The 23,069-nt window shown below is 62.7% G+C and carries 24 protein-coding genes; 13 read left to right on the top strand and 11 right to left on the bottom strand.

The window, feature by feature from the left end; translation table 11 throughout:
• Positions 1-15: 15 nt before the first annotated feature.
• The 4 genes from ACSW29_RS01445 to ACSW29_RS01430 are packed head-to-tail and all read right to left on the bottom strand — an operon-like array spanning position 16 to position 4,447.
• Entirely contained in the window at positions 16-1,479 is a 1,464-nt protein-coding gene (locus tag ACSW29_RS01445; RefSeq protein ID WP_448276187.1) for an aldehyde dehydrogenase family protein, read from the bottom strand.
• Positions 1,480-1,510: 31 nt separating this feature from the next.
• Entirely contained in the window at positions 1,511-2,887 is a 1,377-nt protein-coding gene (locus ACSW29_RS01440) for a glutamine synthetase family protein (RefSeq protein ID WP_448276185.1), read from the bottom strand.
• Complete coding sequence (locus ACSW29_RS01435; RefSeq protein WP_021332597.1) at positions 2,884-3,657, bottom strand: SDR family NAD(P)-dependent oxidoreductase; 774 nt, start codon at positions 3,655-3,657, stop codon at positions 2,884-2,886. The genes ACSW29_RS01440 and ACSW29_RS01435 overlap by 4 nt, the downstream gene beginning before the upstream one ends.
• A complete protein-coding gene (locus ACSW29_RS01430) occupies positions 3,641-4,447 on the bottom strand; it encodes a gamma-glutamyl-gamma-aminobutyrate hydrolase family protein (protein ID WP_448276184.1) in 807 nt (268 codons plus the stop codon). Before ACSW29_RS01430 ends, ACSW29_RS01435 begins: the two co-directional genes overlap by 17 nt.
• Positions 4,448-4,633: 186 nt before the next feature.
• On the opposite strand from ACSW29_RS01430, the gene ACSW29_RS01425 reads away from it, so the two are divergent.
• From ACSW29_RS01425 to ACSW29_RS01390, 8 genes are all read left to right on the top strand, one after another.
• Positions 4,634-5,356 carry a FadR/GntR family transcriptional regulator gene (locus tag ACSW29_RS01425; protein WP_007729085.1) on the top strand — a complete coding sequence of 241 codons (723 nt, stop codon included), beginning with the start codon at positions 4,634-4,636 and terminating at the stop codon, positions 5,354-5,356.
• A 98-nt stretch (positions 5,357-5,454) separates the two neighbouring features.
• Entirely contained in the window at positions 5,455-6,885 is a 1,431-nt protein-coding gene (locus tag ACSW29_RS01420; protein ID WP_317827078.1) for an APC family permease, read from the top strand.
• Positions 6,886-6,939: 54 nt separating this feature from the next.
• Positions 6,940-7,620, top strand: a complete 681-nt coding sequence (locus ACSW29_RS01415; RefSeq protein ID WP_230816228.1) for a hypothetical protein — start codon at positions 6,940-6,942, stop codon at positions 7,618-7,620.
• Between the two features lie 65 nt (positions 7,621-7,685).
• Entirely contained in the window at positions 7,686-8,060 is a 375-nt protein-coding gene (locus ACSW29_RS01410; RefSeq protein WP_003942502.1) for a nuclear transport factor 2 family protein, read from the top strand.
• Position 8,061: 1 nt separating this feature from the next.
• Positions 8,062-9,018 carry an alpha/beta fold hydrolase gene (locus ACSW29_RS01405; protein ID WP_448276183.1) on the top strand — a complete coding sequence of 319 codons (957 nt, stop codon included), beginning with the start codon at positions 8,062-8,064 and terminating at the stop codon, positions 9,016-9,018.
• A 33-nt stretch (positions 9,019-9,051) separates the two neighbouring features.
• Positions 9,052-10,008, top strand: a complete 957-nt coding sequence (locus ACSW29_RS01400) for an SMP-30/gluconolactonase/LRE family protein (protein ID WP_317827075.1) — start codon at positions 9,052-9,054, stop codon at positions 10,006-10,008.
• 68 nt (positions 10,009-10,076) lie between these two features.
• Positions 10,077-11,135 (top strand): Dyp-type peroxidase, encoded by a 1,059-nt coding sequence (locus ACSW29_RS01395; protein WP_230816232.1) that lies wholly within the window; start codon positions 10,077-10,079, stop codon positions 11,133-11,135.
• Positions 11,132-11,926, top strand: a complete 795-nt coding sequence (locus ACSW29_RS01390) for a family 1 encapsulin nanocompartment shell protein (protein ID WP_230816233.1) — start codon at positions 11,132-11,134, stop codon at positions 11,924-11,926. Before ACSW29_RS01395 ends, ACSW29_RS01390 begins: the two co-directional genes overlap by 4 nt.
• On the opposite strand, the gene ACSW29_RS01385 is transcribed toward ACSW29_RS01390, so the two are convergent.
• The 3 genes from ACSW29_RS01385 to ACSW29_RS01375 are packed head-to-tail and all read right to left on the bottom strand — an operon-like array spanning position 11,915 to position 13,579.
• The gene (locus ACSW29_RS01385) at positions 11,915-12,241 is read right to left on the bottom strand and encodes a hypothetical protein (protein WP_019746170.1); all 327 of its coding nucleotides are present in this window, start codon (positions 12,239-12,241) and stop codon (positions 11,915-11,917) included. The genes ACSW29_RS01390 and ACSW29_RS01385 overlap by 12 nt on opposite strands.
• Positions 12,238-13,062 carry a DUF692 domain-containing protein gene (locus ACSW29_RS01380; protein ID WP_448276182.1) on the bottom strand — a complete coding sequence of 275 codons (825 nt, stop codon included), beginning with the start codon at positions 13,060-13,062 and terminating at the stop codon, positions 12,238-12,240. Before ACSW29_RS01380 ends, ACSW29_RS01385 begins: the two co-directional genes overlap by 4 nt.
• Positions 13,063-13,108: 46 nt before the next feature.
• Positions 13,109-13,579, bottom strand: coding sequence for an Lrp/AsnC family transcriptional regulator (locus ACSW29_RS01375; protein WP_230816236.1), 471 nt, complete (start codon positions 13,577-13,579; stop codon positions 13,109-13,111).
• A gap of 154 nt (positions 13,580-13,733) precedes the next feature.
• Between ACSW29_RS01375 and pdhA the strand changes: the two genes are divergently transcribed.
• The 5 genes from pdhA to ACSW29_RS01350 are packed head-to-tail and all read left to right on the top strand — an operon-like array spanning position 13,734 to position 19,691.
• Positions 13,734-14,861 (top strand): pyruvate dehydrogenase (acetyl-transferring) E1 component subunit alpha, encoded by a 1,128-nt coding sequence (gene pdhA, locus ACSW29_RS01370; protein ID WP_448276181.1) that lies wholly within the window; start codon positions 13,734-13,736, stop codon positions 14,859-14,861.
• A gap of 2 nt (positions 14,862-14,863) precedes the next feature.
• Complete coding sequence (locus ACSW29_RS01365; protein ID WP_448276180.1) at positions 14,864-15,868, top strand: alpha-ketoacid dehydrogenase subunit beta; 1,005 nt, start codon at positions 14,864-14,866, stop codon at positions 15,866-15,868.
• On the top strand, positions 15,865-17,169 hold the full coding sequence (locus ACSW29_RS01360) for a dihydrolipoamide acetyltransferase family protein (protein ID WP_448276179.1): 1,305 nt from the start codon (positions 15,865-15,867) through the stop codon (positions 17,167-17,169). Before ACSW29_RS01365 ends, ACSW29_RS01360 begins: the two co-directional genes overlap by 4 nt.
• The gene (gene lpdA / locus ACSW29_RS01355; protein WP_448276178.1) at positions 17,169-18,563 is read left to right on the top strand and encodes a dihydrolipoyl dehydrogenase; all 1,395 of its coding nucleotides are present in this window, start codon (positions 17,169-17,171) and stop codon (positions 18,561-18,563) included. The genes ACSW29_RS01360 and lpdA overlap by 1 nt, the downstream gene beginning before the upstream one ends.
• A 24-nt stretch (positions 18,564-18,587) precedes the next feature.
• A complete protein-coding gene (locus ACSW29_RS01350) occupies positions 18,588-19,691 on the top strand; it encodes a Glu/Leu/Phe/Val dehydrogenase dimerization domain-containing protein (protein WP_448276177.1) in 1,104 nt (367 codons plus the stop codon).
• On the opposite strand, the gene ACSW29_RS01345 is transcribed toward ACSW29_RS01350, so the two are convergent.
• The 4 genes from ACSW29_RS01345 to ACSW29_RS01330 form a co-directional block, all read right to left on the bottom strand.
• Entirely contained in the window at positions 19,620-20,528 is a 909-nt protein-coding gene (locus tag ACSW29_RS01345) for a TIGR04222 domain-containing membrane protein (protein WP_448276176.1), read from the bottom strand. The genes ACSW29_RS01350 and ACSW29_RS01345 overlap by 72 nt on opposite strands.
• Entirely contained in the window at positions 20,525-21,448 is a 924-nt protein-coding gene (locus tag ACSW29_RS01340; RefSeq protein ID WP_448276175.1) for a TIGR04222 domain-containing membrane protein, read from the bottom strand. Before ACSW29_RS01340 ends, ACSW29_RS01345 begins: the two co-directional genes overlap by 4 nt.
• A complete protein-coding gene (locus ACSW29_RS01335) occupies positions 21,445-22,224 on the bottom strand; it encodes a TIGR04222 domain-containing membrane protein (RefSeq protein ID WP_448276174.1) in 780 nt (259 codons plus the stop codon). Before ACSW29_RS01335 ends, ACSW29_RS01340 begins: the two co-directional genes overlap by 4 nt.
• A gap of 139 nt (positions 22,225-22,363) precedes the next feature.
• Entirely contained in the window at positions 22,364-23,041 is a 678-nt protein-coding gene (locus ACSW29_RS01330; protein WP_317827066.1) for an SDR family oxidoreductase, read from the bottom strand.
• Between the last annotated feature and the right edge of the window lie 28 nt (positions 23,042-23,069).

Raw genomic sequence — 23,069 nt, 5'->3', positions numbered from 1 at the left:
ACGACCTCTTTCGGCTTAGAGAGGCAGCCCGGGCGCATCGACTCCGACGATTCGCGATCCCCGGAAGAAGTCGAGAAGCTCTTTGTCGCCGTGTGCGCCGATACCGCTTCCGCCCCAGAAACTCTGGGTCGAGTGGTCGTCGAGGTCCAGGAGACTGGTGCTGTTGATCTTGTTCTCACCGCACTCGATTCGGGTCGCAAGTTCACGAGCGGCGTCGACGTCGGCGCCGAACACGTATCCGGCCAGGCCGGTATCGAGAGCGTTGGCCTCGAGCAGCGCCTGCTCGTCGGTAGATGCTCGGTGCACGGTCAGGATCGGCCCGAAGGTCTCCATCTTGGTATGCTCCGACGAGATCCCGTGCACCACTGTCGGAGGGAAGAACCATCCGGAAAGGTCCGGCACAGGAGTGCTCGAGACAGCTGTGCCGCCCACGCCGTGGAGGAAGTCGACAGTCGCGCGCATTCGTTGCAGTTGAGGCTCGTTCGCCTGCGGCCCCATCGTAGTGTTGTCGTCACCGGTTCGTCCGAGCGCGATTTCGGCCGTGCGGTCGAGTATTGCGTCGACAAGACGGTCGTGAAGGTGCGGCGGCACGAAGACGCTTCCCGGACTCTCACACCATTGCCCGTTGAGTTTGGTGAACCCGTCGACGAGTGCGGTCGCAGTCAGATCGATATCGGCGTCGGCGCGGACGATCACGGGATTGTTGCTGCCGAGTTCGAGTTGAAGCGCCTTGAAGTCGGCCGAGGCCGCAGAGGCGATGGAACTGCCGGCTGCTCGGCCGCCAGTGAACGCCAGTGCTCGGATTCGTCGATCGGCGGCCAGTAGATGCCCGACGTCCCCGCCTCCGTGAACGAGTTGAAACAGAGCTCTCGGTGCGTCGAGTTCGGCAATGGCACGCGAGATCGCTTCTGCAAGCACATTGGGTCCTGACGGAGCCCAGTTGGAGGGCTTGGCGATGACAGGAGCGCCCGCGGCCAATGCGAATGCGGTCTTCTTCGCGGTGATGAAGCTCGGTGCATTCCACGGTGCGATCACAGCGGTCGGGCCCCAAGCCAGCCGATGTAGTTGTGCGCCCGACGCGAACTGCTCGAACCCCGAGGAGTCTTCCAGATGCTTTGCAGCACTACGGAACAGATCGGGAAGTCCGCCCGCGAACAGCGTGCTGATCGATAGGGGGAGACCGTTGTTCTTTGAGTCCTCACGAGCGATCGCCGTTGTTCGTTCCTCGACAAGTTCGGCAGTTCTCTCGAGTAAGAGCACTCGGTCGGCTACCGATCGACGGGTCCAGACACCCGATCGATGGAGTTCTGCCGCGGCGGTGATTACCCTCTCCACCTGTTCGGCGGAAGACGAGAGTTGGGCTTGCAGTTTCTCTCCGGTGTCGGGATCGGAGAGAAATTCGCCGAGTTCGATAGCCGGTGGTTCGACGTTTCCGTCGATCGTGTTGTTCTGGGGCACGAGTGAGCATGAAGTGGTCATGACTGTCCTTCGTGGCGAAATCGTGTGTAGGTCAGATGTTGTCGAGGTAGCGTTCGCGTTCCCAGTCGGTGACCGCGGACATGAAGGAATCCCATTCGTCCTTGGCGACAGCCGCGTAGTGCGACACGACCTCGGCGCCGAACGCCGCGAGTGCGAACTCACTGGCTTCGAGCGCACGCGCCGCCTCGTCGAGTGTGCTGGGCAGCGGTTGCTGCTTCACCTTCTCGAGTGTGTCCGTGTCGCTGTACCCGTCGCGTCGTACCGGTGCGCCGGGATCGAGCTTTCGGCTCAGGCCGTCGTTCATCGACGCCAGAACGGCGGCGAGTGCGAGATACGGATTTGCGTCCGCCCCTGGCAGCCTCATTTCGAGACGGTTGGCGGACGGCGCCCCGGTAATGAGTCGGCAGGTCGTCGTCCTGTTGTCGAAACCCCAGGTCAAGCCGTTCCCTGAGAAGTCGTGGCTGGCTCTGGTCCGGCGCATCGAGTTGATGGTCGGCGTGTAGAACAGCATGAGTTCCGGACAATGTTCGAGAACGCCGCCGACCGCGTGCAGCAGTTCGGCACTCGCCGTGTTTTCTGCGTTTTCGTCGTGGAACGGGAAGGTGTCGTCGCTACGCATGGACGCGTGAATATGACACGACGAGCCCATGCCGTCGGTGCTCGGGCGTGCCATGAAGGTCGCAGTGAGCCCTTCCGCCGCCGCGACATCGTGGACCACCTGCTTGAAGAGCACATGGCGGTCGGCCATCTCGAGAGCCGTTCCGTATTCGAGGTTGATCTCCCACTGGCCCAGCCCGTACTCGACCTGAGAGACCTCGACGGGAATTGCGCTCTCCTCCAGGGCGGTTCGTACCTTGCGGAAGAAGGGTTCCATCGCATTGCCGGCGGTGATGGTGTAGTCCGAGGGCACCAGGGTGGTGGGTTCGAGATCCCGATAGCCGCTTCGCCTCAACGCGTCGGGGGTACCCCGATAGAGGTGAAACTCGAGTTCCGTTGCCGCATAGACGGTGTGACCGTCGGATTCGAGCTTGTCGATCTGTTTGCGCAGGATCGTGCGCGGTGCGATCGGGACCAGCTCGCCGGTGTGTTCGTCTACCGAGTCGGCGATGACGATGGCAGTGGACTCCAGCCACGACGCGCGTCGTAGTGTTCCCAGATCAGGTTGCAAGCGGAAGTCGTGCCAGCCGGTGTGCCCGCCGGCGTAGTCGACAACCAGTTTGTCCATGCGCTGGTTGGCATCCCAGGCATATACGCAGGTGCACACATGCAGGCCCTCGTCGATGTTCCCGAGGAAAATTCGCGTCGGGACCCGCTTGCCGATCAATCGTCCGTAGAGGTCGATACCGGCGATGAGGACGGTGTCGATGTCGGACTCGGCCAGCTCGGCTGTGGTGAGCCGGCCTTTCATCGGGCGAGCCATCCGCCGTCGACGGGCAGTTGGACTCCACTGATGTAGGAGGCGTCGTCGGACAGGAGGAAGGAGACTGCAGCACCCATGTCCTCGGGGCGTCCGACGCGCGGCACCAGGAGCCTGGACTTCATGAAGTCGAGAACTTCGCCGGAGGAGACGTCTATGCCAGGTAGGAAGGCGGTGGGGACCGGGCCCGGGGCGATTGCGTTGACCCGTACGTTGTACCGCGAGAGTTCGACGGCCAGAGCCTTCGTCAGCATCTTCACTCCACCCTTCGACGCGTTGTAGTGGACCTGGGCGAAGCCCTGAGAGGACACGACGACGTCCGCTTCCACCGTCGACAAGTTCACCACAGCGCCGCTGTTGCCGTCGCGGAAGTACGGGGTGGCGATCTGCGTGACGATGAACATGCCCTTGAGATTGACGTCGAGGACGAGATCCCACTCTTCGTCGGTGAGGTTCTCCAGAGAACTCATCGTGATCAGACCGGCGTTGTTGACGAGGTAGTCGAAGCGTCCCCATTCGGCGACGGTGGCCTCGAAAGCGGCGCTCACGGCGGCGCGGTCGCGCACGTCGGCCTCGAGAGCGAGCGCGGGTGTGCCGTACTGCGATTCGATCAGTGCGACGGTCTCTTTTGCACTTTCGATGTGAAGGTCCACGACCGCGACGCGGGCACCGTCGGAGGCAAGGCGCAGTGCGATACCGCGGCCGATTCCGGAACCTGCACCGGTGATGAGGGCGACCTTGTTCTCATGCGTACGTGACATTGTTGTCTTCCATTCTGTGATGATCGGTCTGGCGAGAAGGATCGGTCTGGCGAGAGGTTGCAGCGTCGACGAGCCACGAGAAGAGCGGGTCGATGTCGACGAAGAATTCGGGGTGCCACTGCACGCCCACCACGGGGCGATCGTCGGCCTGGATGGCTTCGGCGACGCCGTCGAGCGCGCGTCCGACGATCCGCAACCCGTTCCCCGGGGTATCCACTGCCTGGTGGTGAAGGCTGTTCACGTGAATGCTGTTGCCGAACAGACTGTATGGGATGGATCCGGACTCCAGGGCGACCTGTTGTGGTCGGTAGGAACGCGGATAGCCGAAGAAGCTGTGCGCCTCACCGGCGTCGGTGGGAAGGTCGGCAATCAGTGTGCCCCCGCGGGCGACGTTGACGACCTGGTGTCCGCGGCACACTCCCAGGATCGGCAGTCCGATTTCCCAGGCCGCATCGACCAGGGCGAACTCGAATTCGTCCCGAGCGGGGTCGATCATCGAGGAGTTGGGTCCGGGGGTGCGGCCGTATCGCCTGGGGTCCACGTCGGAACCACCGCTGAGGACGAGGGCGTCGAGATGCTCGACGATTCGGCGCGGATCACTGTGGATGCTCAGCAGGATCGGTTGACCACCAGCGGCGCGGATCTTCGAGGGAAAATCGGTGAAGAACATTTCCATCAGCGCGTCGCCGACGACGTTGGGTAGTGACGGCCCGCCACGGTCGATGCGGCCGGTGACTCCGATCAGGGGCATGGCGGGGAGGGCTTCCGCCGTCATCGTGAATTGGGTCATAGGAGCGAGCATAGAACCATTGAATGGCTTTTCGCTAGAGTTTGGCTTGTAAAGTTGGGGTAACGGGTTCGAAGTGCCGCGCGCTGCTGTATCTATTCAAGGACAGTTGCGAATGGGAGCGTTCGATTTCGTAAGTCAAGACGAAGCGTAAGAGTCGGTCCAGGCGCCGAGTAGGGGGTACGAGACGTGCAGATCGACAAGCTGCCGGCCATCGAATTCATGGTCAGTGCACCGACGTTGGGGGAGGATATCGCTCGACGCTTGCGACTGCTCATTCACAGCGGCGCGCTCAGTCCCGGTGATCGCCTGCCGTCCGAGCGTGAACTGTCTCAGCAACTCGAAGTCGGTCGAGTCAGTGTGAGAGAAGCCATCCGAATCCTTCAGGCGATGGGATACATCGAGGTGCGGCGAGGAGCCACGGGCGGATCGTTCGTTTCGGAGTTGACCAGGCCTTATGAAGACTGGGTTGGCCAGTTGAAAGCGCGCGAAGCAGATATCGACGAGATCGTCGACCTCCGTATCGGGTTGGAAATGCGAACGGCAAGCCTCGCGGCGGTCCGGCGAACCGATCGTCATCTTCTCGAGTTGCTCGAATCCATTGAGCAATTGGGGGTTTCCGGAAGTCGGGGATCGTTCCGGGCTTGTGACGCCAGGTTCCACGGCGGTATCGCCAGAGCGGCGGGAAACAGCAGGTTGGAGGCCGCTGTGGTCGAAGCTCGCGGCGAAATGTTCGTCCCCGTCGATCATCTCGTGTTCGAAGACCAGGTCGAGGCTTCGAGAGTGGAGCACAAGGAGATCTTCGAGGCGATCAAGCGGGGCGACAGCGCTCGCGCGGCGGAGGCGATGGAACGTCACATTCTGCACGCAAAAGACGAGCTCAAACGCTTGGCCCTGCAGGAAGAAGGCTGACGGGAGCGCGACGAACGGACGGTTCGTCCCGTTTTTCGCAAGTAAAAGTTTTGTGAATTGGGTCCCGAATCGACTTCAATGGTTCTAACATCGCCGGTATGACCCATACTTCCGTCAATGCTTCGCGCGATGCATCCGGCGATGACCGAACTCTTCGAGGCTCGCTGGGTACCGGTTCGATAGTCCTCATGGTCGTTGCCGCGGCCGCTCCCCTGACTGTGATCAGTGGGCTTGTGCCGCTGGGCATTTCCGGGGGCAACGGTGCGGGCTTCCCCATGACCTTCGCCGTGACAACCGGTGTACTTCTGCTCTTCGCAGTCGGATTCACCGCGATGTCGCGTTACATCCCGGGAACCGGAGCGTTCTATCTCTACATCGGACATGGTCTCGGCCGTGGTGCCGGCGTCGGCAGTGCGATGTTGGCGCTTGTCAGTTACAGCACAGTGCAATTGGCTGTATACGGCTACCTCGGCCCGGCAATGAGTTCGCTGATCACCTCGTACGGTGGTCCGGAGGTGCCGTGGTGGATCTTCTCGCTCGCCTCGTTGGCTCTGGTCGCCGTCCTCGGATTTCGTCATATCGAATTGTCGGGCAAGGTGCTCGGCATCCTGTTGATCGCAGAGGTCGGGATCGTCGTCGTTCTCGACGCTTTCATTATCGCCGACGGTGGTCCGGAAGGTCCGTCGACGGCGATGTTCTCCCCGTCGGAGATCTTCTCCGGATCCCCGGGCGTCGCATTGGTATTCGCGCTTGCTGGTTACATCGGCTTCGAGTCCACGGCGATCTTCCGCGACGAGGCGAAGGATCCGGCGCGGACGATCCCACGAGCGACGTACGCCGCCTTGATCCTTATCGGTGGCTTCTATGCTCTCTCCAGTTGGGCGGTCGTGACGGCTTGGGGTGATACGGGTGCCGTGGACATTGCGGGTACCGACCCCGACGGCATGTTGATCACCACTGCCACCGACTTTGCCGGATCGGTGACGGCCCATCTGATTCAAATTTTGTTGGTGTCCAGTCTCTTTGCCGCAGTTCTGTCTCTCCATAACGTCTTGGCGAGATACATCTTTGTTCTGTCGAACACCGGCGTTCTGCCGGGCGCAGGTGGGCGTACGCACCGCGTGCATGGTTCGCCGCACATCGCGTCAGTGGTGCAATCCTGCTGTGCTCTGGTGCTTCTCGGCGCTTGCATCGTCATCGGTCTGGATCCGGTGACACAGATCTTCGCGTGGTTCGCCGGTGTCGCAACGGTGGGGATCGTGGCTCTCATGTTGCTCACGTGCCTTGCAGTTCTCGTCTTCTTTCGTCGTACGAAAGTTGATCAGCGTTTCTGGCACACCAAACTTGCCCCGAGCCTGGGGCTCGTCGGCCTCATCGGATTTGCGATCGCCATTGCCGGAAACCTCCCGCTTCTTCTGGGTGGCAACGTACTGGCCGTGGTGATGACCGGAGTACTGGTGCTCGCGTTTGTCGGTGGGTTCCTCTATGCGCGTCGACGCAAGCAAGTGAGCTTCGAACTCCCCTCGTGAGAGGGCCTTCGGTGAAATGATGTGTGCACCCGCACTCGAGAAAGCAGGACTCCCATGACGTTCGCGGATCTGGACGGCGATGAACTGTGGAGTTACCTGAAGGAGCGTTCAGGATTGCCCGGCCCGCGTGCGAACCTCGCGCTCATGCTCGAGTTCGCGCGCGGCGCCGACAGTGACGACGTTCTGTGGGCGGTGGAGTCCGAAGACGAATACATCCGCTGCTGTGGGATCGTCGGGCTCGGGTTCATCCTCGTTCGTTCACGCGACAAGGCTGTTCTGGACAGTCTGACGGAGGCAACCACTAGTGCGTCGTGGCGTGCACGTGAAGCTGCCGCGATGGCCGTTCAGGCGATAGGTGACACTGATCCGGAATTGTTGCGGGCGATCATCGAGCAGTGGGCACGTTCCGCCCATCCATTGACGCTTCGCGCAGCGGCCGCCGGGATCTGCGAGCCGCGGTTGCTCAAGGACAAGGTGAACGCTGCGCTGGCCGTTCAGGTGTGCCGAGACGCCACCGAGTGGATCGTCGCACAACCAGCTGATGCCCGTCGTGAAGCCGACACACGCACTCTCCGCCAGGCGCTCGGGTACTGCTGGAGCGTCGCGGTCGCAGCGGATCCGGAGAATGCACTGCCGGCGTTCGTCTCCCTGGAGGCGTCGGACGACGCCGATGTCGTCTGGATCGTGCGGGAGAACCGGAAGAAGGCCCGGCTGCGCAAGGTGCTCGAAACCTGACCCGTGGATCAGGGACGTAGGTTATCCTCAGAATTAGAACCTGTTCTAACTACGAGGGGTAGACCATGGCACCGTCCGCAGAGGTAATCCGCAAGACCGTCGACGCCTACATCGAGACAGTTGCCACGGGCACTGCCGCCCAGGTTGTGGCCCTGTATGCCGAGGGTGCAACCGTCGAAGATCCGGTGGGCACCGACGTGCGCACCACCCGCGAGTCCATTCTCGAGTTCTACTCTGTGATCGAGAACTTCGACCAGGAAGCTCACCTTCAGACCCTCCGCATTGCCGGAAATGAAGCGGCATTCCACTTCTCGCTGATCACCAAGCTCGGCGAGCAGACGCTGACCATCGCACCCATCGACGTCATGACCTTCGACGACGACGGAAAGATCCTGTCGATGCGCGCATTCTGGAACCAGGAAGACATGATCACCGCCTGACATGACGGTGAGAACGATCGATGTCGACGGATTCCGTTGGCAGATTGACGATTCCGGTTCTGGGACAGCTGTGATTATGTGTCACGGCTTTCTCGGCCTCGGGTGCAGCTATCGCCATCAGTCGGCAGCGTTGGCGGAAGCTGGCTTTCGAGCGATTACGCTCGACATGCCCGGGTACGGCGGCACCACGCGCCCGGATACCGTCGACGACTACACCAACGATGCCGTCGCGAACCGGCTGACCGACCTACTCGACGCTCTCGGAATCGACAAAGCGGTGTTCGTCGGCCACGATTTCGGCGCGCCCGTCGCGTGGACCACCGCTCTGCGCCACCCCGATCGTGTTGCGGGGCTTGTCTCGTTGGCGGTCCCCTATGCGCCCGACAGGTTCCCCGCAAAACCCTCGACCATCTACGCCGCGATGGCGCGCAAGCATTTTCTGCACATTCACTATTTCCAAGAACCGGGTGTCGCGGAGCGCGAACTCGACGCCCGTCCACGTGAATTCCTTCAACGGCTCTTCCATGCCCTCTCCGGGGCTTACCGGTACCTTGACGTCTGGAAGAACGCGTCCGAAGGAAACGGCTACCTCGACGTACTTCCCGAGGGTCCTGCATTGCCGTGGTCGTGGCTCACCGAGGACGATCTGGATGTTTATGTAAAGGCCTTTACTGCAACAGGTTTCACAGGTGGCTTGAACTGGTACCGAGCGTACGACGCCAACTGGGAACGCAGCGCGGATCTGGACGGAGCGCACATCGACGTCCCGACGCTCTTCGTCGCGGGCGCCGAGGATCCGGTCATCGCGATGAGCGGCCCCAAGGCATTGGACCGCATGAAGGACACCGTCCCCGACCTGCGGGGTGTGCACCTTCTCAGCGGCGCGGGGCACTTCGTACAACAGGAACGTGCTACCGAGGTCAATGAACTTTTGATCTCTTTCCTTCGGTCGCTCTAGGCGAAATCGGGCCGAAGGTCTAGCGTTGCGCAGATGCGCACCAGGATCTTCGATCGCGGTATTCGGGTAGGTATCACCGGTGCTCTTGTTGCCGGTTCGCTTCTGGCTCTGGGTGTGTCCGGTGCCGCGGCCGCGCCGCCCTGCCCTGGATCGTCCCCCGCAATCCTCAGCGCCCAGATTCCGGGCGCAGCCCTCGAGGGTGTCACCGTGGACGGGCAGGGTCGCCTGTACACGACAGACCTGGTGAGTGGTCGAATCTTCCGCGTCGACGCGCCTGGTCAGGCTGCAGTTCCGATCGCGACGGTTCCCGGCGGCGCGGGCGCACTCGCGTGGAGCCCGGACGGTTCACTGCTGGTGGGTACCGGAGCAAACGCCGGCGTGCTGATCGGCGATCTGACGCGTGCTGCGTCGGTCGCGCGTGTGGACGTGAACTCGGGTGCCGTGACGCCGATCGCCGGTGGTCTGAGCGCTGCAAACGGCCTCGCCGTCGCGCACGACGGAACAATCTATGCCACCAACGATTTCGGTTCGTTGATCGGTAAGGTCAGCCCAGGCGGCGCCGTCGACCCGGCGTGGGCAACCTTCCCGAGTGCAAACGGCGCCGCCCTGAGCGCCGATAATCGCTGGCTCTACGTTTCGCGCACGTTCGCAAACCCGGGTGTCAGCCGCATCTCCGTCGACAATCCAGGGTATTCGGAATCGTTGGTCGATCTCGGCGGTCTCGAAACCTTCTCTGCCCCAGATGGTTTGACCCTGGACTCGCGAGATCGCGCAATCGTTCCCACGGACATCAGTGGTGAGGTGTGGCGGATCGACGGACCCGGCCAGTACTGCTCGCTCACCAGCGGACTGCAGGCGTCGAGCGTGTTGACCTACGGGCGCGGCAATTCCGGTTTCGCGGGCGGGCATCTCTACCGCGCCGGGTTCGACGGAAAGATCTTCGAGATTCCGGCTGGCTTCGACGCGGGCGCCCAGGCGGCAACCCCGTAACGCGACATCCTGACGCGACTTACCCACTACTGATGCCGGGACTGCCGGAATCGTCCATACTGGTCTGCATGGCGGAAACGAGTGAGATCGACGAGGCCGAGGTGGCCCTTCCCGCGATACCGCAGCCGTTGCTGACCCCGCTCACGGAAGCTGCGATCTTCCTGGTTTTCACCATCGACGAGGGTGGTGAGCAGGCAGTTCACGACGTTCTGGCGGATATTTCCGGGCTGCAGCGCTCGATCGGATTCCGGGTGCCTGCAGGTGGCTTGGCCGCCGTCGTCGGCATCGGTTCGGACGCGTGGGACCGGCTTTTCGAGGGGCCACGGCCGGCAGAATTGCATCCTTTTGTCGAGTTGACCGGTGACAAACACCACGCTCCGCGTACGCCGGGCGATCTGTTGTTCCACATCCGGGCCCGTCAGATGGACCTGTGCTTCGAGTTCGCCACGGTCGTGACCAACAGGTTGGCCGGCGCCGCGTCGGTGATCGACGAGGTCCACGGGTTCAAGTACTTCGAGCAACGCGATCTCATGGGTTTTGTCGACGGCACCGAGAACCCGTCCGGGCAGGCCGCATACGTCGCGGTCACTGTCGGTGACGAGGATCCGGACTTCGCGGGCAGCAGTTATGTCATCGTCCAGAAGTACCTCCACGACATGTCTGAGTGGAACTCACTGCCCGTCGAGGAGCAGGAGAACGTCATCGGACGCTCCAAGCTCGAAGACCTCGAGATGGACGACGACACCAAACCTGCCAACTCCCACACCGCACTCACCGTCATCGAGGACGAATCCGGTGAGCAGATCCAGATCCTGCGCGACAACATGCCGTTCGGCCACGTCGGCTCCGCTGAAATGGGAACCTACTTCATCGGTTACTCGGCGTCCCCGACGGTCACCGAGCAGATGCTCACCAACATGTTCATCGGGAATCCCGTCGGGAACTACGACCGCATTCTCGACTTCTCCACCGCCGTCACCGGAATCAACTTCTTCGTTCCGACGGCGGACTTTCTCGACGATCCCCCGGACTTGCCGACCAGGCTCGTTCCCGAAGCGACGTTCACAGCGCCCATCTCTGACGGTTCTCTCGGAATCGGCAGCCTCAAAAGGAGTGCCCAGCAATGACAAACCTGCACCGCGACCTAGCACCCATTTCGGCAGCAGCCTGGGCCGAGATCGAGGAAGAGGCCAGCCGTACCTTCAAGCGTCACGTCGCCGGTCGTCGTGTCGTGGACGTGGAGGGACCGTCGGGTGACGATCTCGCGGCCATCCCGCTGGGGCATCAGGTGCCGATCAATCCCTTGGCCGACGGCGTCATCGCACATGCTCGTCAGTCGCAGCCGATCATCGAACTGCGGGTTCCGTTCACCATCAGTCGACAGGCCATCGACGACGTCGAACGCGGCGCCAAGGACTCCGACTGGCAGCCCGTCAAGGACGCGGCCAAGCAGATCGCTTTCGCCGAGGACCGCGCCATCTTCGAGGGATACCCCGCAGCCAGCATCACCGGCGTCCGGGCCAGCGGTTCCAACCCGGAACTGAAGCTCCCCATCGACGCCAAGGACTACCCGGAGGCCATCAGCCAGGCGATCACGTCGCTGCGCTTGGCCGGTGTCAACGGACCGTACTCACTGCTCCTGAATGCCGACGCGTTCACCGCGATCAACGAGACCTCCGATCACGGCTACCCCATCCGCGAGCACCTGCGACGCGTTCTCGACGGCGAGATCATCTGGGCCCCAGCCATCGACGGCGCTTTCCTGCTGTCGACGCGTGGTGGCGACTACGAACTGCATCTGGGCCAGGACCTGTCCATCGGCTATCTCTCGCACGATGCGAACTCCGTCGAGCTGTACTTCCAGGAATCGATGACGTTCCTTATGTACACCAGCGAAGCTGTTGTCTCACTTGCGTAAGAGCCTTCGAAACCTCTGATGCCAGGGCGAGCGAGGCAGTTCGCCGATGTCCTGGAGGTGGGCGACAAAGGCCTGGGCATCCGCATGCGAAGACGTCTTCGGCCGTCCGTCCGCCCACGCTGTGAACAACCGAAGATAGCGATCGCCGAGGGTGTGGCGCACGACCGGAAGGTGGTGCGCCACTTCTCCTGCGCGCTTTCGGAGCAGTGCCGTCGAGACAACGGCAGCATCGTCTTTGTCGAAGCCTTCGGGTAGTTCGCCGCCCGCCACCAGAGCGCGAATCAGCGCCTCTTGACGCTCACCGAGCGTGCTCATGTGCGTGACCAATCGGTGCCGGCCGTGATGCGATCCAGACCAGCTGCGTCGGCAATGGCATCGAGCTCGTCGAGCAATTCCACTGCCGGCGGATAGTTGCCGTCTCGCTCGAGCATGATCGCGGGATGGTGACCGGCGGCGGTGAACTGCGCAAGGAGTTCCAGCACTGCTTCGGGCACCGGATCGGTGTGCGTGTCGTGGTATTTGCCGTCGCTGATACTGCCACCGGCGATGTGGCAGTATGCGATTCGCTCGAGTGGCAGTCGGCTCAGCTCGGCCCACGGATCACGCCCGCGGTTGAGGGCATTGGCATAGACGTTCGCGATGTCGAGAACCAGCAGGGCCCCGGTTCGTTCGACGATTTCCGCGAGAAACTCCCCTTCGGTCAACTCGTCGTCGGGCCAGTCGAAAAGGGCGGCAACGTTTTCGACGGCAAACGGTACCGGTAGACCGTCCTGAGTGCGGGTGATGTTGCATACCAAGGCGTCGACGGCTTCGTAGGTGCGCGGCAGTGGGAGCAGGTGCCCGGCCTCGATGCCGCCCGCCCGCACGAAGGCGATGTGCTCGCTCGCCAAGGGAGCGCCCAGTAGCCGGGCTGCATGCGCAAGGTGATCGATCCGTGCCTGATCTACCGCCTCGGCTCCGCCAAGCGAGAGCGAGATTCCGTGCGGGATCACCGGAACTCCCAGCGAACCGAGGTGCGGCGGTACCTCGTTACCGATGGATTCGGCAATGACTTCGCAGAATGCCAGGCCGTCTAGCTGCGCGATGATTCCGGAGACCTCGGGACGCCAACCGATTCCCAATCCGTACAGGGCCATTCGAGTCACCTCCCGTGTGCAACTGCTAACGGCGACTATAGACGGATCAGGCGGGCAGCCAGTTGGGCCCCGGTCCGTTTCCCTCTTCGAAGATCAGCCACGTTTTGGTCGAGAGAACCCCGTCGAGCCCCTGGAGTTGTTCGAGAACGGTGTGGCGTAGTTCCTGATTGTCCGGGGCGCGGACCAGCACCAGAACGTCGAAGTCGCCACCGAGGAGGGAGAAATGCTCGACAAACGGCAGGGCCTTCAAGGATGCCGCCAGACCCCGCCACGAGTGCTGCCTGATCGAGAGCGCCACGTACGCCGAGGAGCCGAGCCCGGCCTTCTCGTGGGCGATCCGCGTCGTGAACCCGGTGATGATTCCGGCGTCCTCGAGCCTTTCGATGCGGACATAGGCGTGAGCGCGGGATATGTGCGCCTTTTCGGCCAGTGCACGCATGGAGATGCGACTGTCTGCGACCAGTTCGGCGATGATGCGGCGGTCGATCGCATCGAGAGCGTGCGGTTCGGTGGCCATCTGTCCATTCCTGCTTCGGTAGTTGAGTCGGTTGATGGACATATTGCTGCCCGAATCCCCATGATAAGCCGTTTGTCTTGAATCTTCGACGCCTTCTGCCATTACGTCGTCGAAGTGCGAATACTGATGGACACAACGTCTTCTGGAGGTAGAAGTGACTCTTGTCGAGCCCTTGGGGGAACTGCGGTATCAAAAGTTCCTGCCGGCCGATTCCGCGGTGCAGTACCTCGACCCTGCCGGAGAACTGACGCGCAGCGAGGCCCGCTACGCAAAACCGAGCGACGATCGCCTGATCGAGATGTATCGAAAGATGTTCCTGGGCAGGCGCTTCGACCAGCAGGCGACGGCGCTGACCAAACAGGGGCGCCTGGCCGTGTATCCGTCCTCGCGAGGGCAGGAGGCATGTCAGATCGCGGCAGCGATGAGTCTGGAGCCGAGTGACTGGCTCTTCCCCACCTATCGGGATTCGATGGCGTTGGCTGCCAGGGGTGTCGATCCGGTGCAGATTCTGAGCATGCTTGCCGGCGACTGGCACTGCGGATACGACCCGGTAGCGCTTCGCAGTGCGCCGCAGTGCACCCCGCTGGCGACGCAATTGCTGCATGCAGCGGGGGTGGCCTACGGGGAGTCCCGACGGGGCCTGAAGACCGTCGCGCTCGCGCTCTGCGGTGACGGGGCCACCAGCGAGGGTGACTTCCACGAAGCACTGAACTTCGCCGCCGTCTTCAAGGCGCCGGTGATCTTTCTGGTGCAGAACAACGGATTTGCGATCAGCGTCCCGTTGTCACGTCAAAGCGCAGCACCGACGTTGGCGCACAAGGGCGTCGGCTACGGGATCGGCAGCGAGCAGGTCGACGGCAACGATCCCGTCGCGATGATGGCCGTCATGGACGAGGCTGCGCGCTTCGTCCGCAGTGGCAACGGACCGGTGGTCGTCGAGGCACATACTTATCGCATCGACGCGCATACCAATGCCGACGACGCCACCCGCTACCGCGACAGCGCCGAGGTGGAAGCCTGGCTGGGGCGAGATCCGTTGCCGCGTCTCGAAAAGTATCTGCGCGCACACGATCTGATCGACGGCGCGTTCGTGGAATCACTGACCGCAGAGGCAGAAGCCGAGGCCGCCACACTGCGCGCCGGCATGAACGTCGACCGCCCACACGATCCGCTCGATCTGTTCCGGTACGTCTTCGCCGAGCAGACACCGCAATTGCGTGAGCAACAAGCGCAACTGGAGACCGAACTTGCCGCCGAAGCTGCTGATACAGGGGGAAACTGACAATGCCCATGCTCACGATGGCCCAGGCCCTCAACACCGCACTACGGGATGCGTTGACCGCCGACGACAACGTTGTCGTCTTCGGTGAGGACGTCGGTACCCTCGGTGGCGTATTCCGCGTCACCGACGGCCTCACCCGCGACTTCGGCGACGACCGATGCTTCGACACTCCCCTCGCCGAGTCCGGCATCATCGGATTCGCAATCGGTATGGCCATGGCCGGTTTTCGTCCGGTCGTGGAAATGCAGTTCGACGCGTTTGCCTATCCGGCATTCGAGCAGATCGCCTCCCACGTCGCAAAGATCCGCAACCGCACCAAGGGTGCGCTATCGATCCCGATCGTGATCCGCGTTCCTTTTGCCGGTGGTATCGGCGGGGTGGAGCATCACTGTGATTCCAGCGAGGGCTACTACGCACACACGCCCGGCCTGAAGGTCGTGGCGCCGTCCACGGTGGAAGATGCGTACTCGCTGCTACGTTCGGCGATCGAGGACCCCGACCCGGTGATCTTCCTCGAACCCAAGAAGCTGTATTTCTCCCGTGCAGATGTCGAACTGACCGCACGTGAGCCGATCGGTCGCGCGGTCGTCCGGCGCCCCGGCCGTGATGCGACGCTCATTGCCTACGGACCGTCCGTGGAGGTTGCACTGAAATCCGCCGAGGCCGCTGCGGCCGAGGGCCGCGACATCGAGGTGATCGACATCCGCTCGATAGTGCCGTTCGACGACGAGACGGTCACCGCGTCGGTGCGAAAGACCGGACGCTGCATCGTCATCCAGGAGGCGCAAGGTTTTGCCGGCGTTGGCGCGGAAATTGCTGCCCGCGTGCAGGAGCGGTGCTTCCACCATCTCCACGCCCCGGTGCTCCGGGTCAGCGGATTCGACATCCCCTACCCCGCGCCGAAGCTCGAGCGTCACCACCTGCCCAGCGTCGATCGCGTCCTCGATGCCGTCGATCGACTGCAGTGGAACGACACTCCCGACACCCGTTGGGCGGTGACGGCATGAGCAATCAGGTATTCATGCTCCCTGACCTGGGTGAAGGACTGGCCGAGGCCGACATTGCGGAGTGGCACGTCAAGGTAGGCGACGTGGTCACCATCGATCAGATCGTCGTCGAGGTCGAGACTGCGAAAGCTGCTGTGGATGTGCCCATCCCGTTCGCCGGGACCGTCGTCGAATTACACGGCAAGGACGGCGACACCTTGAAGGTGGGCACGCCGTTGATCACTGTGAGCGGTGGTGGCGGGGCAGACGACAGTGTCGACGTGGTCGTTTCGGCTAACCACGAGCGTTACCGTGAAGAGGAACGCGCGGGTTCGGGTAACGTCCTGATCGGCTACGGCACCAGCGAGGATGCACCGAGACGCCGACGCACCGTCGCCACACAGACTCCGCCCGCGACGACGCCGACGATACCCACAGTGTTTCCGCCTTCGTCAACCTCACGTTTTCTCTCACCTATCGTGCGCCAGCTCGCCAATCAACATGGCTTGAACGCTTCCGATCTAAAAGCAACCGGGACCGGTGGAGTCCTCGTCCGCGCGGACGTAGAACAAGCAATAAACGGTTCTCCAATTAGCATCCTGGCCACGCCTGCGCCCGGTACGGCTGTCGATACCCGGATCCCGATCAAGGGACTACGCAAGGTGGTTGCCGACAAGCTGTCCACCAGCCGCCGCGAGATCCCGGACGCAACAACCTGGGTCGACGTCGACGCCACCGAACTGTTGGCGGCGCGTGCCGAGATCAACAAGTCACTGCCCGATTCCGACAAGATCAGCCTGATGGCGCTGCTGGCTCGGCTGACCACCGCGGCGTTGGCGCAGTACCCCGAACTGAACTCGTCGGTCGACACGGCCCGAGGCGAGATCGTCCGACACGCCCGCATCCACCTGGGAATCGCCGCACAGACACCGAAGGGATTGATGGTGCCGGTCATTCGCAATGCCGATACCCTGAGCACTGTCGAACTCGCACAAGCACTTCGGGTGACCACCGACCTTGCCCGCGACGGCAAACTCGAACCCGCCCGCCTGACCGGCGGCACGTTCACACTCAACAACTACGGGGTATTCGGCGTCGACGGATCGACTCCGATCATCAACCACCCCGAGGCGGCAATTCTGGGGATCGGACGCATCATCGACAAGCCGTGGGTGGTGAACGGCGAGTTGACCGTCCGTAAGGTCACTCAGATCTCGTTGAGCTTCGACCACCGCGTCTGTGACGGCGGCGAAGCCGGCGGATTCCTGAGGCTGTTCGGTGACTACATCGAGAACCCGATCCGCATCCTGGGAAGGCTCTGATGACCAAGGCCCCGATGACTACTGGCGAACGGCACAGTGATGTCGTGATCCTCGGTGGAGGATCGGGCGGCTATGCCTGCGCCATCCGCGCCGCCCAACTCGGATTGTCGGTCACGATGATCGAGGCAGACAAGGTCGGCGGAACGTGCCTGCACCGCGGATGCATCCCGACCAAGGCACTGTTGCATTCCGCCGAGGTTGCCGATTCTGCACGCACAAGTGAGCAATTCGGAGTCCGGGCAACATTGGACGGCGTCGACATGGCAGAGGTGCACAAGTACAAGAGCGGGACAGTCGAGCGGCTGTACGCCGGCTTGCAGGGATTGCTGGCGCAACACAAGGTCACCATCGTCAACGGATGCGGAACGTACGTCGGTGAGCGAAGCATCGACGTCGACGGAACCCGCTATACCGGAACATCACTCGTTCTGGCCACCGGATCGTATCCGCGGGAACTGCCCGGCATCGAACTCGGCCGCCGGATCCTCACCAGTGACCAGGCGCTCGAACTCGACCGGGTGCCCACCAGCGCGACAGTACTCGGTGGCGGTGTCATCGGCGTCGAGTTCGCGAGCCTCTGGCGCTCGTTCGGCGCCGAAGTGACGATTGTCGAAGCACTCCCCCGACTGATCGCCGCGGAGGACCCGTGGTCGTCGAAGCAGCTCGAGCGGGCCTACCGGAAACGCGGAATCGTCTGTAAGACAGACACAAAGATCGTTTCCGCGAAAGAAGGAGCCGATTCGGTCCGCGTCGAACTGGGCGACGGAACGATATTCGATACCGACCTACTGTTGGTCGCCGTCGGCCGCGGACCTCGCACGGACGACTGCGGGTTCGCCGAAAACGGAATCAGTCTCGAGAAGGGATTTGTCGACGCCGACGAACGACTCCGTACCTCCGTAGCCGGTGTGTACGCGGTCGGCGACATCGTGCCCGGTCTTGCGTTGGCGCACCGAGGTTTCCAACAAGGAATCTTTGTGGCTGAACAGATCGCGGGGAAGGATCCGATACCGGTCGCCGAACATCTGATTCCTCGCGTGACGTACTCACATCCCGAAGTTGCATCAGTCGGGCTCGGCGAAGAGGCGGCGCGCACGCAGCACGGCGACATCTCCACCGTCACCTACGACCTGGCGGGCAACGGCAAGAGTCAGATCCTGCGAACTACCGGAGGAATCAAAGTGATTCGCCGCGGAGCGAAAGGCCCTGTTGTCGGTGTCCACTTGGTGGGAGATCGCGTTGGCGAACTGATCGGTGAGGCGCAGTTGGCCGTTGCCTGGGAAGCACTTCCCGATGAGGTGGGGCGCTTCATCCACGCACACCCCAGCCAGAACGAAGCGTTGGGCGAGGCCATGCTCGCCCTCGCGGGAACACCACTGCACGCGCACAGCTGACCCATAACCAGGAGAGGATCTGCAATGAGCATCGACGAACTGTGCTGGGACGGTGAACTGACCGTCACCCGACATGATCGGGAGACCGGCACGACATTCGTGATTCGAATCGACTCCACCCGCCTGGGACCGGCGTCGGGTGGCACGCGGGCGGCGCATTATCCCTCGATCGGTCACGCTCTGGCGGACGCCGGGAAGTTGGCCGGCGCAATGACTTTGAAGATGGCGGTCTCGGACCTGCCGATGGGTGGCGGGAAGTCGGTGATAGCACTGCCCGCACCGCGCAATCAGATCGACTCGGCGACTTGGACTCGTATCCTCGACATTCACGCGGAGAACATCGACAAGCTCGAGGGAAACTATTGGACCGGTCCTGACGTCAACACCAATTCGTCCGACATGGATCAGCTCAGTCGCACCACCAAGTACGTCTTCGGGCGTTCGGTCGACAACGGTGGCGCCGGTTCCAGCGCGCACGCTACGGCCCTGGGCGTGTTCGAAGCGATGAAGGCCACGGCGCGACGTCGTGGACTCGGAACACTCGACGGCCGAACGGTACTGGTGCAGGGACTCGGCGCCGTCGGCGGGAAAGTTGTACGTCTCGCAGCGCAGGCCGGGGCACGCCTGTTGGTTGCAGATACGGACCTGCAGCGCCTCGAGGCTGCTTCTCTCGCGGGGCACACGGTCGTTCCTGTGGACGAGGTACTCCGAACACCGTGTGATCTCTTCGCTCCCTGCGCGATGGGAGGCATCATCGATTCCACTGCTGCTGCGTCGATTCCGACTCTGGCCGTGGCGGGCGCAGCAAACAACATCTTGACCGATGCCGCGGCGGGCGAGGTTCTGCGAAGCCGCGGGGTTCTCTGTGCCCCTGATTTCGTCGCGAACGCGGGCGGAGCCTTTCATCTCGTGGGGCGAGAAGTCTTGGGGTGGAACGAAGACGACGTCGTCGAACGAACCCGAGGGATCGGTCGAACTCTGATTGAGGTGTATTCGTTGAGTGAGGAACGTGGCATCACTACCGAGGCCGCAGCGCTTCTGCTCGCCCGGGCGCGGCTATCCCCCGCATCCACCACCGCCGCCGCCACATCCGCCGCCCCCGCTGCAACTGCCGCCTCCCCCGTCTGAACTACCACCGTCCGAACCCCCGCTACCTCCGCTGCCGTCGGCACCGATTCCGGCGGCGGAGGCCAGGGCGGGATTGATCATCAGCATCGCCGATCCGGCGAAGAGGGCGGCGGACATTCCCGCCAAGCGCGGTCCGTAGGCGGAGAAGGCAGGCTTGTTGCGCGGGGACAGGTAGGCGTGTGCCGTGGTGAGTTCCGAACGTGCCGCATTGCCCGAGGTGGTGCGATCGAAGTTGAGCCCGAGCAGCGGGATGCTGAACCCGGTGACGAGTACGGCGAGAATCAGAAACTCGACGGGTTTGTCGTTGTGCAGTCCGAAAGCAATGCGGACGATACCCACGGCCACCAGGATCTTCAGCGGAACTGTGGAGAGAAAGATCGAACGCCTGGTGCTGTCGGAGGTCAGGTATCCCCGGTCCGCCAAAGAGTTTCGTAGGCGAGCTGTTTCCACCGTCATGCGCTCGGCGAGTTGCCGCCGACGATGGGGTAGAGCCTGCTGGGCCAGGCGCTGGTACACGGTGAGGGTGTACCAGTCCAGGGTTTCGTCGCCAGGGCCCAATGGGCGCAGGACAGCGCCGTCGGTGGTGATCAGATCAGCGCTACGCAGGATTGCCAATGATGCTGCGATGGCGCGTGACTCGCCGGTGAGCATTCCGACTTCCGGAGGGGTCAGCTGCTCGTCGGAATACCCGTGCTCGTCGGAATACCCGTACCGGCGTGCCCGAATCATCAGACGCCACACCAGAGTGAGAACCATGAGCGTGACCGAAACGGCTATGTAGCCGTACAGGAAATCCTCGCTGGGGATCCCCCACGTGTCGGCTGCATGAGTGCTCATCCCCCACACCCCCCGCCGCCGCAACTGCTTCCGCTGCCGCCACCGCCGTCCGAGCCGGATGATCCGGAAGAGGAGCCACAACTGTAGTAGCTCGAACTTCCGCCGCCCGGGCTGTACGCGGCGCCCGCAGCCACCGCTCCTGCCAGCGCCGGATCGATCAGAACCAGAGCGCCCGAACCGAAGAGCGCCGCCGAGAGCCCGGCGAGCGAGGGACCGTAGCTCGTGTACGCGGGCCGCAGTTTCGGTGAGAGGTAAGAGTTTTCGTGCTTGAGACGTCGAAGCTCGCTGTCGCCCAAAGCTGTCCGACGACGCTTGATGCGAAGAAGTGGAATCATCAGCGCGAGAACGATGATGGTGAGGAGCAGAAACCCGACCGGCTTACCGCCGGCGATGCCGGCGACGAGACGGACTACGCCGAGACCAATTACCGCCAGGATCGGAACGGTCCGAAGGGCAGCAGTCAGACCGTCCTGCGGGCGTTGCAAGTATCCCTCGTCGATCAGCGTCGTACGTAGTTGTGCGAGTGCGACGTTCAGTCGTCCCATCAGGCGCACCTGTCGCAGCGGTACTTTTCCGTTGCCGAGCCGCTTGTGCACCGTACGGGTGAACCAGTCGAGACGACTCTTGTCCTCAGCGGTGAGCGCCAGCTTGGTCTTGCCTTCGGTGCTGATCAGCTCGGCGCTGCGCAGAATAGCCATCGACGCCAGCACCGCTTGGTAGTCACTGGTTAAAGCGCCGATCTCGGGAGGAGAGAGCGGCCGACGCACCGCGTCGACGACCACGGGTGACCGGCGCGCAGACATTCGGCTGTAGAGCGAGAGCCCGATCGCGACGGCGGCTGCCACCAGGTACCACTGAAGGAAGGTCTGGCTGGGGATCCCCCACGTGTCAGCTGAGTAGTAGTTGTTCACAGCACTCACCCCCCACAGCTGACGGTGCTGGAGAAGGTCGAGCAACTGGACGGTGAAGACCCGCCGCCACATCCGGGTGCCCAACTGCCGTCGCGACCTGGACCGAAGAGTGCCGCCGCAATGCCCGCCGACGTCGCCCCGTAGGTGGCAAACGAGGGTCGGGAAATCGGTGTGAGGTAGGAGTATTCGTCCTTCAGGCGGCGCAGTTCGACCTGGCCGAAACGGGTGCGTCGACTCACGCGGAGAAGGGAGACGACAATCAGGGCCAGGCAGATGACAACGAGCGGAAGGTATCCCGCCGGGTTCTCGTTCACGAGAGTGAATCCGGTTCGGATCGTGCCGACCACGGCGACGATCATGACCGGTACCACGGACAACTGCATCAGAGTGCGTTCACGATTGCCGTTCAGGTAGCCGGCTTTCACCAGGTCGCTACGAAGTTCCAACAGCGGAAGGGGAAGTGTCGGCACGAGCTGCGAGGGCACGGCAGTTCCACTGGCGTCGTCGATCCGCTGGCGGACGATGCGGGTGAAGCGATCGTGTTGACCCTGGCCGGCAGGATGTGCAGCACTCTCGAGTTCTGCCACGGCAGCGCGTACTGCACGCTCGTCGCTGGTCAGTACACCCATCTCCGGCGGTGTGAGCGTGCGCAATTCCGGTGTGGGCTTGCGCAGGGCGACGCCTCTGATCACAAGCGCGATCACCACCGCTCCGGTGGCAGCGGCGACGTACCACCCAAGGAAAGCCTCGGTGGAAATTCCCCACGCATCCGTATGATTATGCATTGCCCACCACCTCTCGATGAACTCCTGAGAACCAGTCCAGTCTCTTTGTCCGACAACTGATGTCAGTATCGGGCCAGTGCCCGGAAAAGCGATATCCGGGTGGCCATCGTCATCATTCCGTTACCGGCGAACTGGGGATTTACCGGCCGGTAGGTCGGAGCACGATCTCCGTGGGGTGTGCGTCCGACGGTGTTTCGACGGCAGTGAGTACGGCACGCGCCACAGTGGAGGCCTTCAGGAAGCGCTCAGGGTCGTACTCGTTGCCCTCACCGGCGACGATGTCGCGCTGCATATCGGTGTCGATCCGGCCGGGGTGAATGGAGGTGACCCGCAAGGACTGCTCTTCCAGGCGCAGTGCGTCTCCGAAAGCGCGCAGCGCGAACTTGCTGGCCGCGTACGACCCCCATCCAGCGTTGGCGCGCAACCCGGCACCCGAATTGATCAGCACTACGTGGCCTCCGGCTGCACGAAGTGCGGGCAGGAGCACACGCGTGAGCTCGGCGACGGCGATGACGTTGGCCTCGAGGGTTCGTCGCCACTGATCGACCGAGGATTCCTCGATGGTGCCGATGTCGGCCACGCCGGCGTTGTGTACCAGCACGTCGAGCGTCGTGATGGAGGAGGCTGCGGCCGCGACGGCGTCGTAGTCCGTGAGGTCGAGGGGTAGGGGCGTAGACCCGGGCAGTTCGGCGCAGATCGGCTCGAGGGCCTGCGCGGATCGTGCACCGAGCAGCAGGTCGTGGGTCGGCGCCAGTTCGCGTGCGATGGCAGCTCCGAGGCCGCGACTGGAACCGGTGATCAAGGCAGTTGGACGCATGGTCCGAGCCTATCGAGTGGGAAATGTT

The organism is Rhodococcus sp. GB-02 (genome assembly GCF_053470465.1).
Note: the sequence above shows the minus strand (reverse complement) of the source record. Positions and strands in the feature narration are given on the sequence as shown.

Excerpts from the sequence above, each read along its gene's own strand:
- ACSW29_RS01445 (WP_448276187.1), bottom strand. The coding sequence starts at position 1,479 with ATGACCACTTCATGCTCACTCGTGCCCCAGAACAACACGATCGACGGA.
- ACSW29_RS01440 (WP_448276185.1), bottom strand. The coding sequence starts at position 2,887 with ATGAAAGGCCGGCTCACCACAGCCGAGCTGGCCGAGTCCGACATCGAC.
- ACSW29_RS01435 (WP_021332597.1), bottom strand. The coding sequence starts at position 3,657 with ATGTCACGTACGCATGAGAACAAGGTCGCCCTCATCACCGGTGCAGGT.
- ACSW29_RS01430 (WP_448276184.1), bottom strand. The coding sequence starts at position 4,447 with ATGACCCAATTCACGATGACGGCGGAAGCCCTCCCCGCCATGCCCCTG.
- ACSW29_RS01420 (WP_317827078.1), top strand. The coding sequence starts at position 5,455 with ATGACCCATACTTCCGTCAATGCTTCGCGCGATGCATCCGGCGATGAC.
- ACSW29_RS01415 (WP_230816228.1), top strand. The coding sequence starts at position 6,940 with ATGACGTTCGCGGATCTGGACGGCGATGAACTGTGGAGTTACCTGAAG.
- ACSW29_RS01410 (WP_003942502.1), top strand. The coding sequence starts at position 7,686 with ATGGCACCGTCCGCAGAGGTAATCCGCAAGACCGTCGACGCCTACATC.
- ACSW29_RS01405 (WP_448276183.1), top strand. The coding sequence starts at position 8,062 with ATGACGGTGAGAACGATCGATGTCGACGGATTCCGTTGGCAGATTGAC.
- ACSW29_RS01400 (WP_317827075.1), top strand. The coding sequence starts at position 9,052 with ATGCGCACCAGGATCTTCGATCGCGGTATTCGGGTAGGTATCACCGGT.
- ACSW29_RS01395 (WP_230816232.1), top strand. The coding sequence starts at position 10,077 with ATGGCGGAAACGAGTGAGATCGACGAGGCCGAGGTGGCCCTTCCCGCG.
- ACSW29_RS01390 (WP_230816233.1), top strand. The coding sequence starts at position 11,132 with ATGACAAACCTGCACCGCGACCTAGCACCCATTTCGGCAGCAGCCTGG.
- ACSW29_RS01385 (WP_019746170.1), bottom strand. The coding sequence starts at position 12,241 with ATGAGCACGCTCGGTGAGCGTCAAGAGGCGCTGATTCGCGCTCTGGTG.
- ACSW29_RS01380 (WP_448276182.1), bottom strand. The coding sequence starts at position 13,062 with ATGGCCCTGTACGGATTGGGAATCGGTTGGCGTCCCGAGGTCTCCGGA.
- ACSW29_RS01375 (WP_230816236.1), bottom strand. The coding sequence starts at position 13,579 with ATGGCCACCGAACCGCACGCTCTCGATGCGATCGACCGCCGCATCATC.
- ACSW29_RS01365 (WP_448276180.1), top strand. The coding sequence starts at position 14,864 with ATGCCCATGCTCACGATGGCCCAGGCCCTCAACACCGCACTACGGGAT.
- ACSW29_RS01360 (WP_448276179.1), top strand. The coding sequence starts at position 15,865 with ATGAGCAATCAGGTATTCATGCTCCCTGACCTGGGTGAAGGACTGGCC.
- lpdA (WP_448276178.1), top strand. The coding sequence starts at position 17,169 with ATGACCAAGGCCCCGATGACTACTGGCGAACGGCACAGTGATGTCGTG.
- ACSW29_RS01350 (WP_448276177.1), top strand. The coding sequence starts at position 18,588 with ATGAGCATCGACGAACTGTGCTGGGACGGTGAACTGACCGTCACCCGA.
- ACSW29_RS01345 (WP_448276176.1), bottom strand. The coding sequence starts at position 20,528 with ATGAGCACTCATGCAGCCGACACGTGGGGGATCCCCAGCGAGGATTTC.
- ACSW29_RS01335 (WP_448276174.1), bottom strand. The coding sequence starts at position 22,224 with ATGCATAATCATACGGATGCGTGGGGAATTTCCACCGAGGCTTTCCTT.
- ACSW29_RS01330 (WP_317827066.1), bottom strand. The coding sequence starts at position 23,041 with ATGCGTCCAACTGCCTTGATCACCGGTTCCAGTCGCGGCCTCGGAGCT.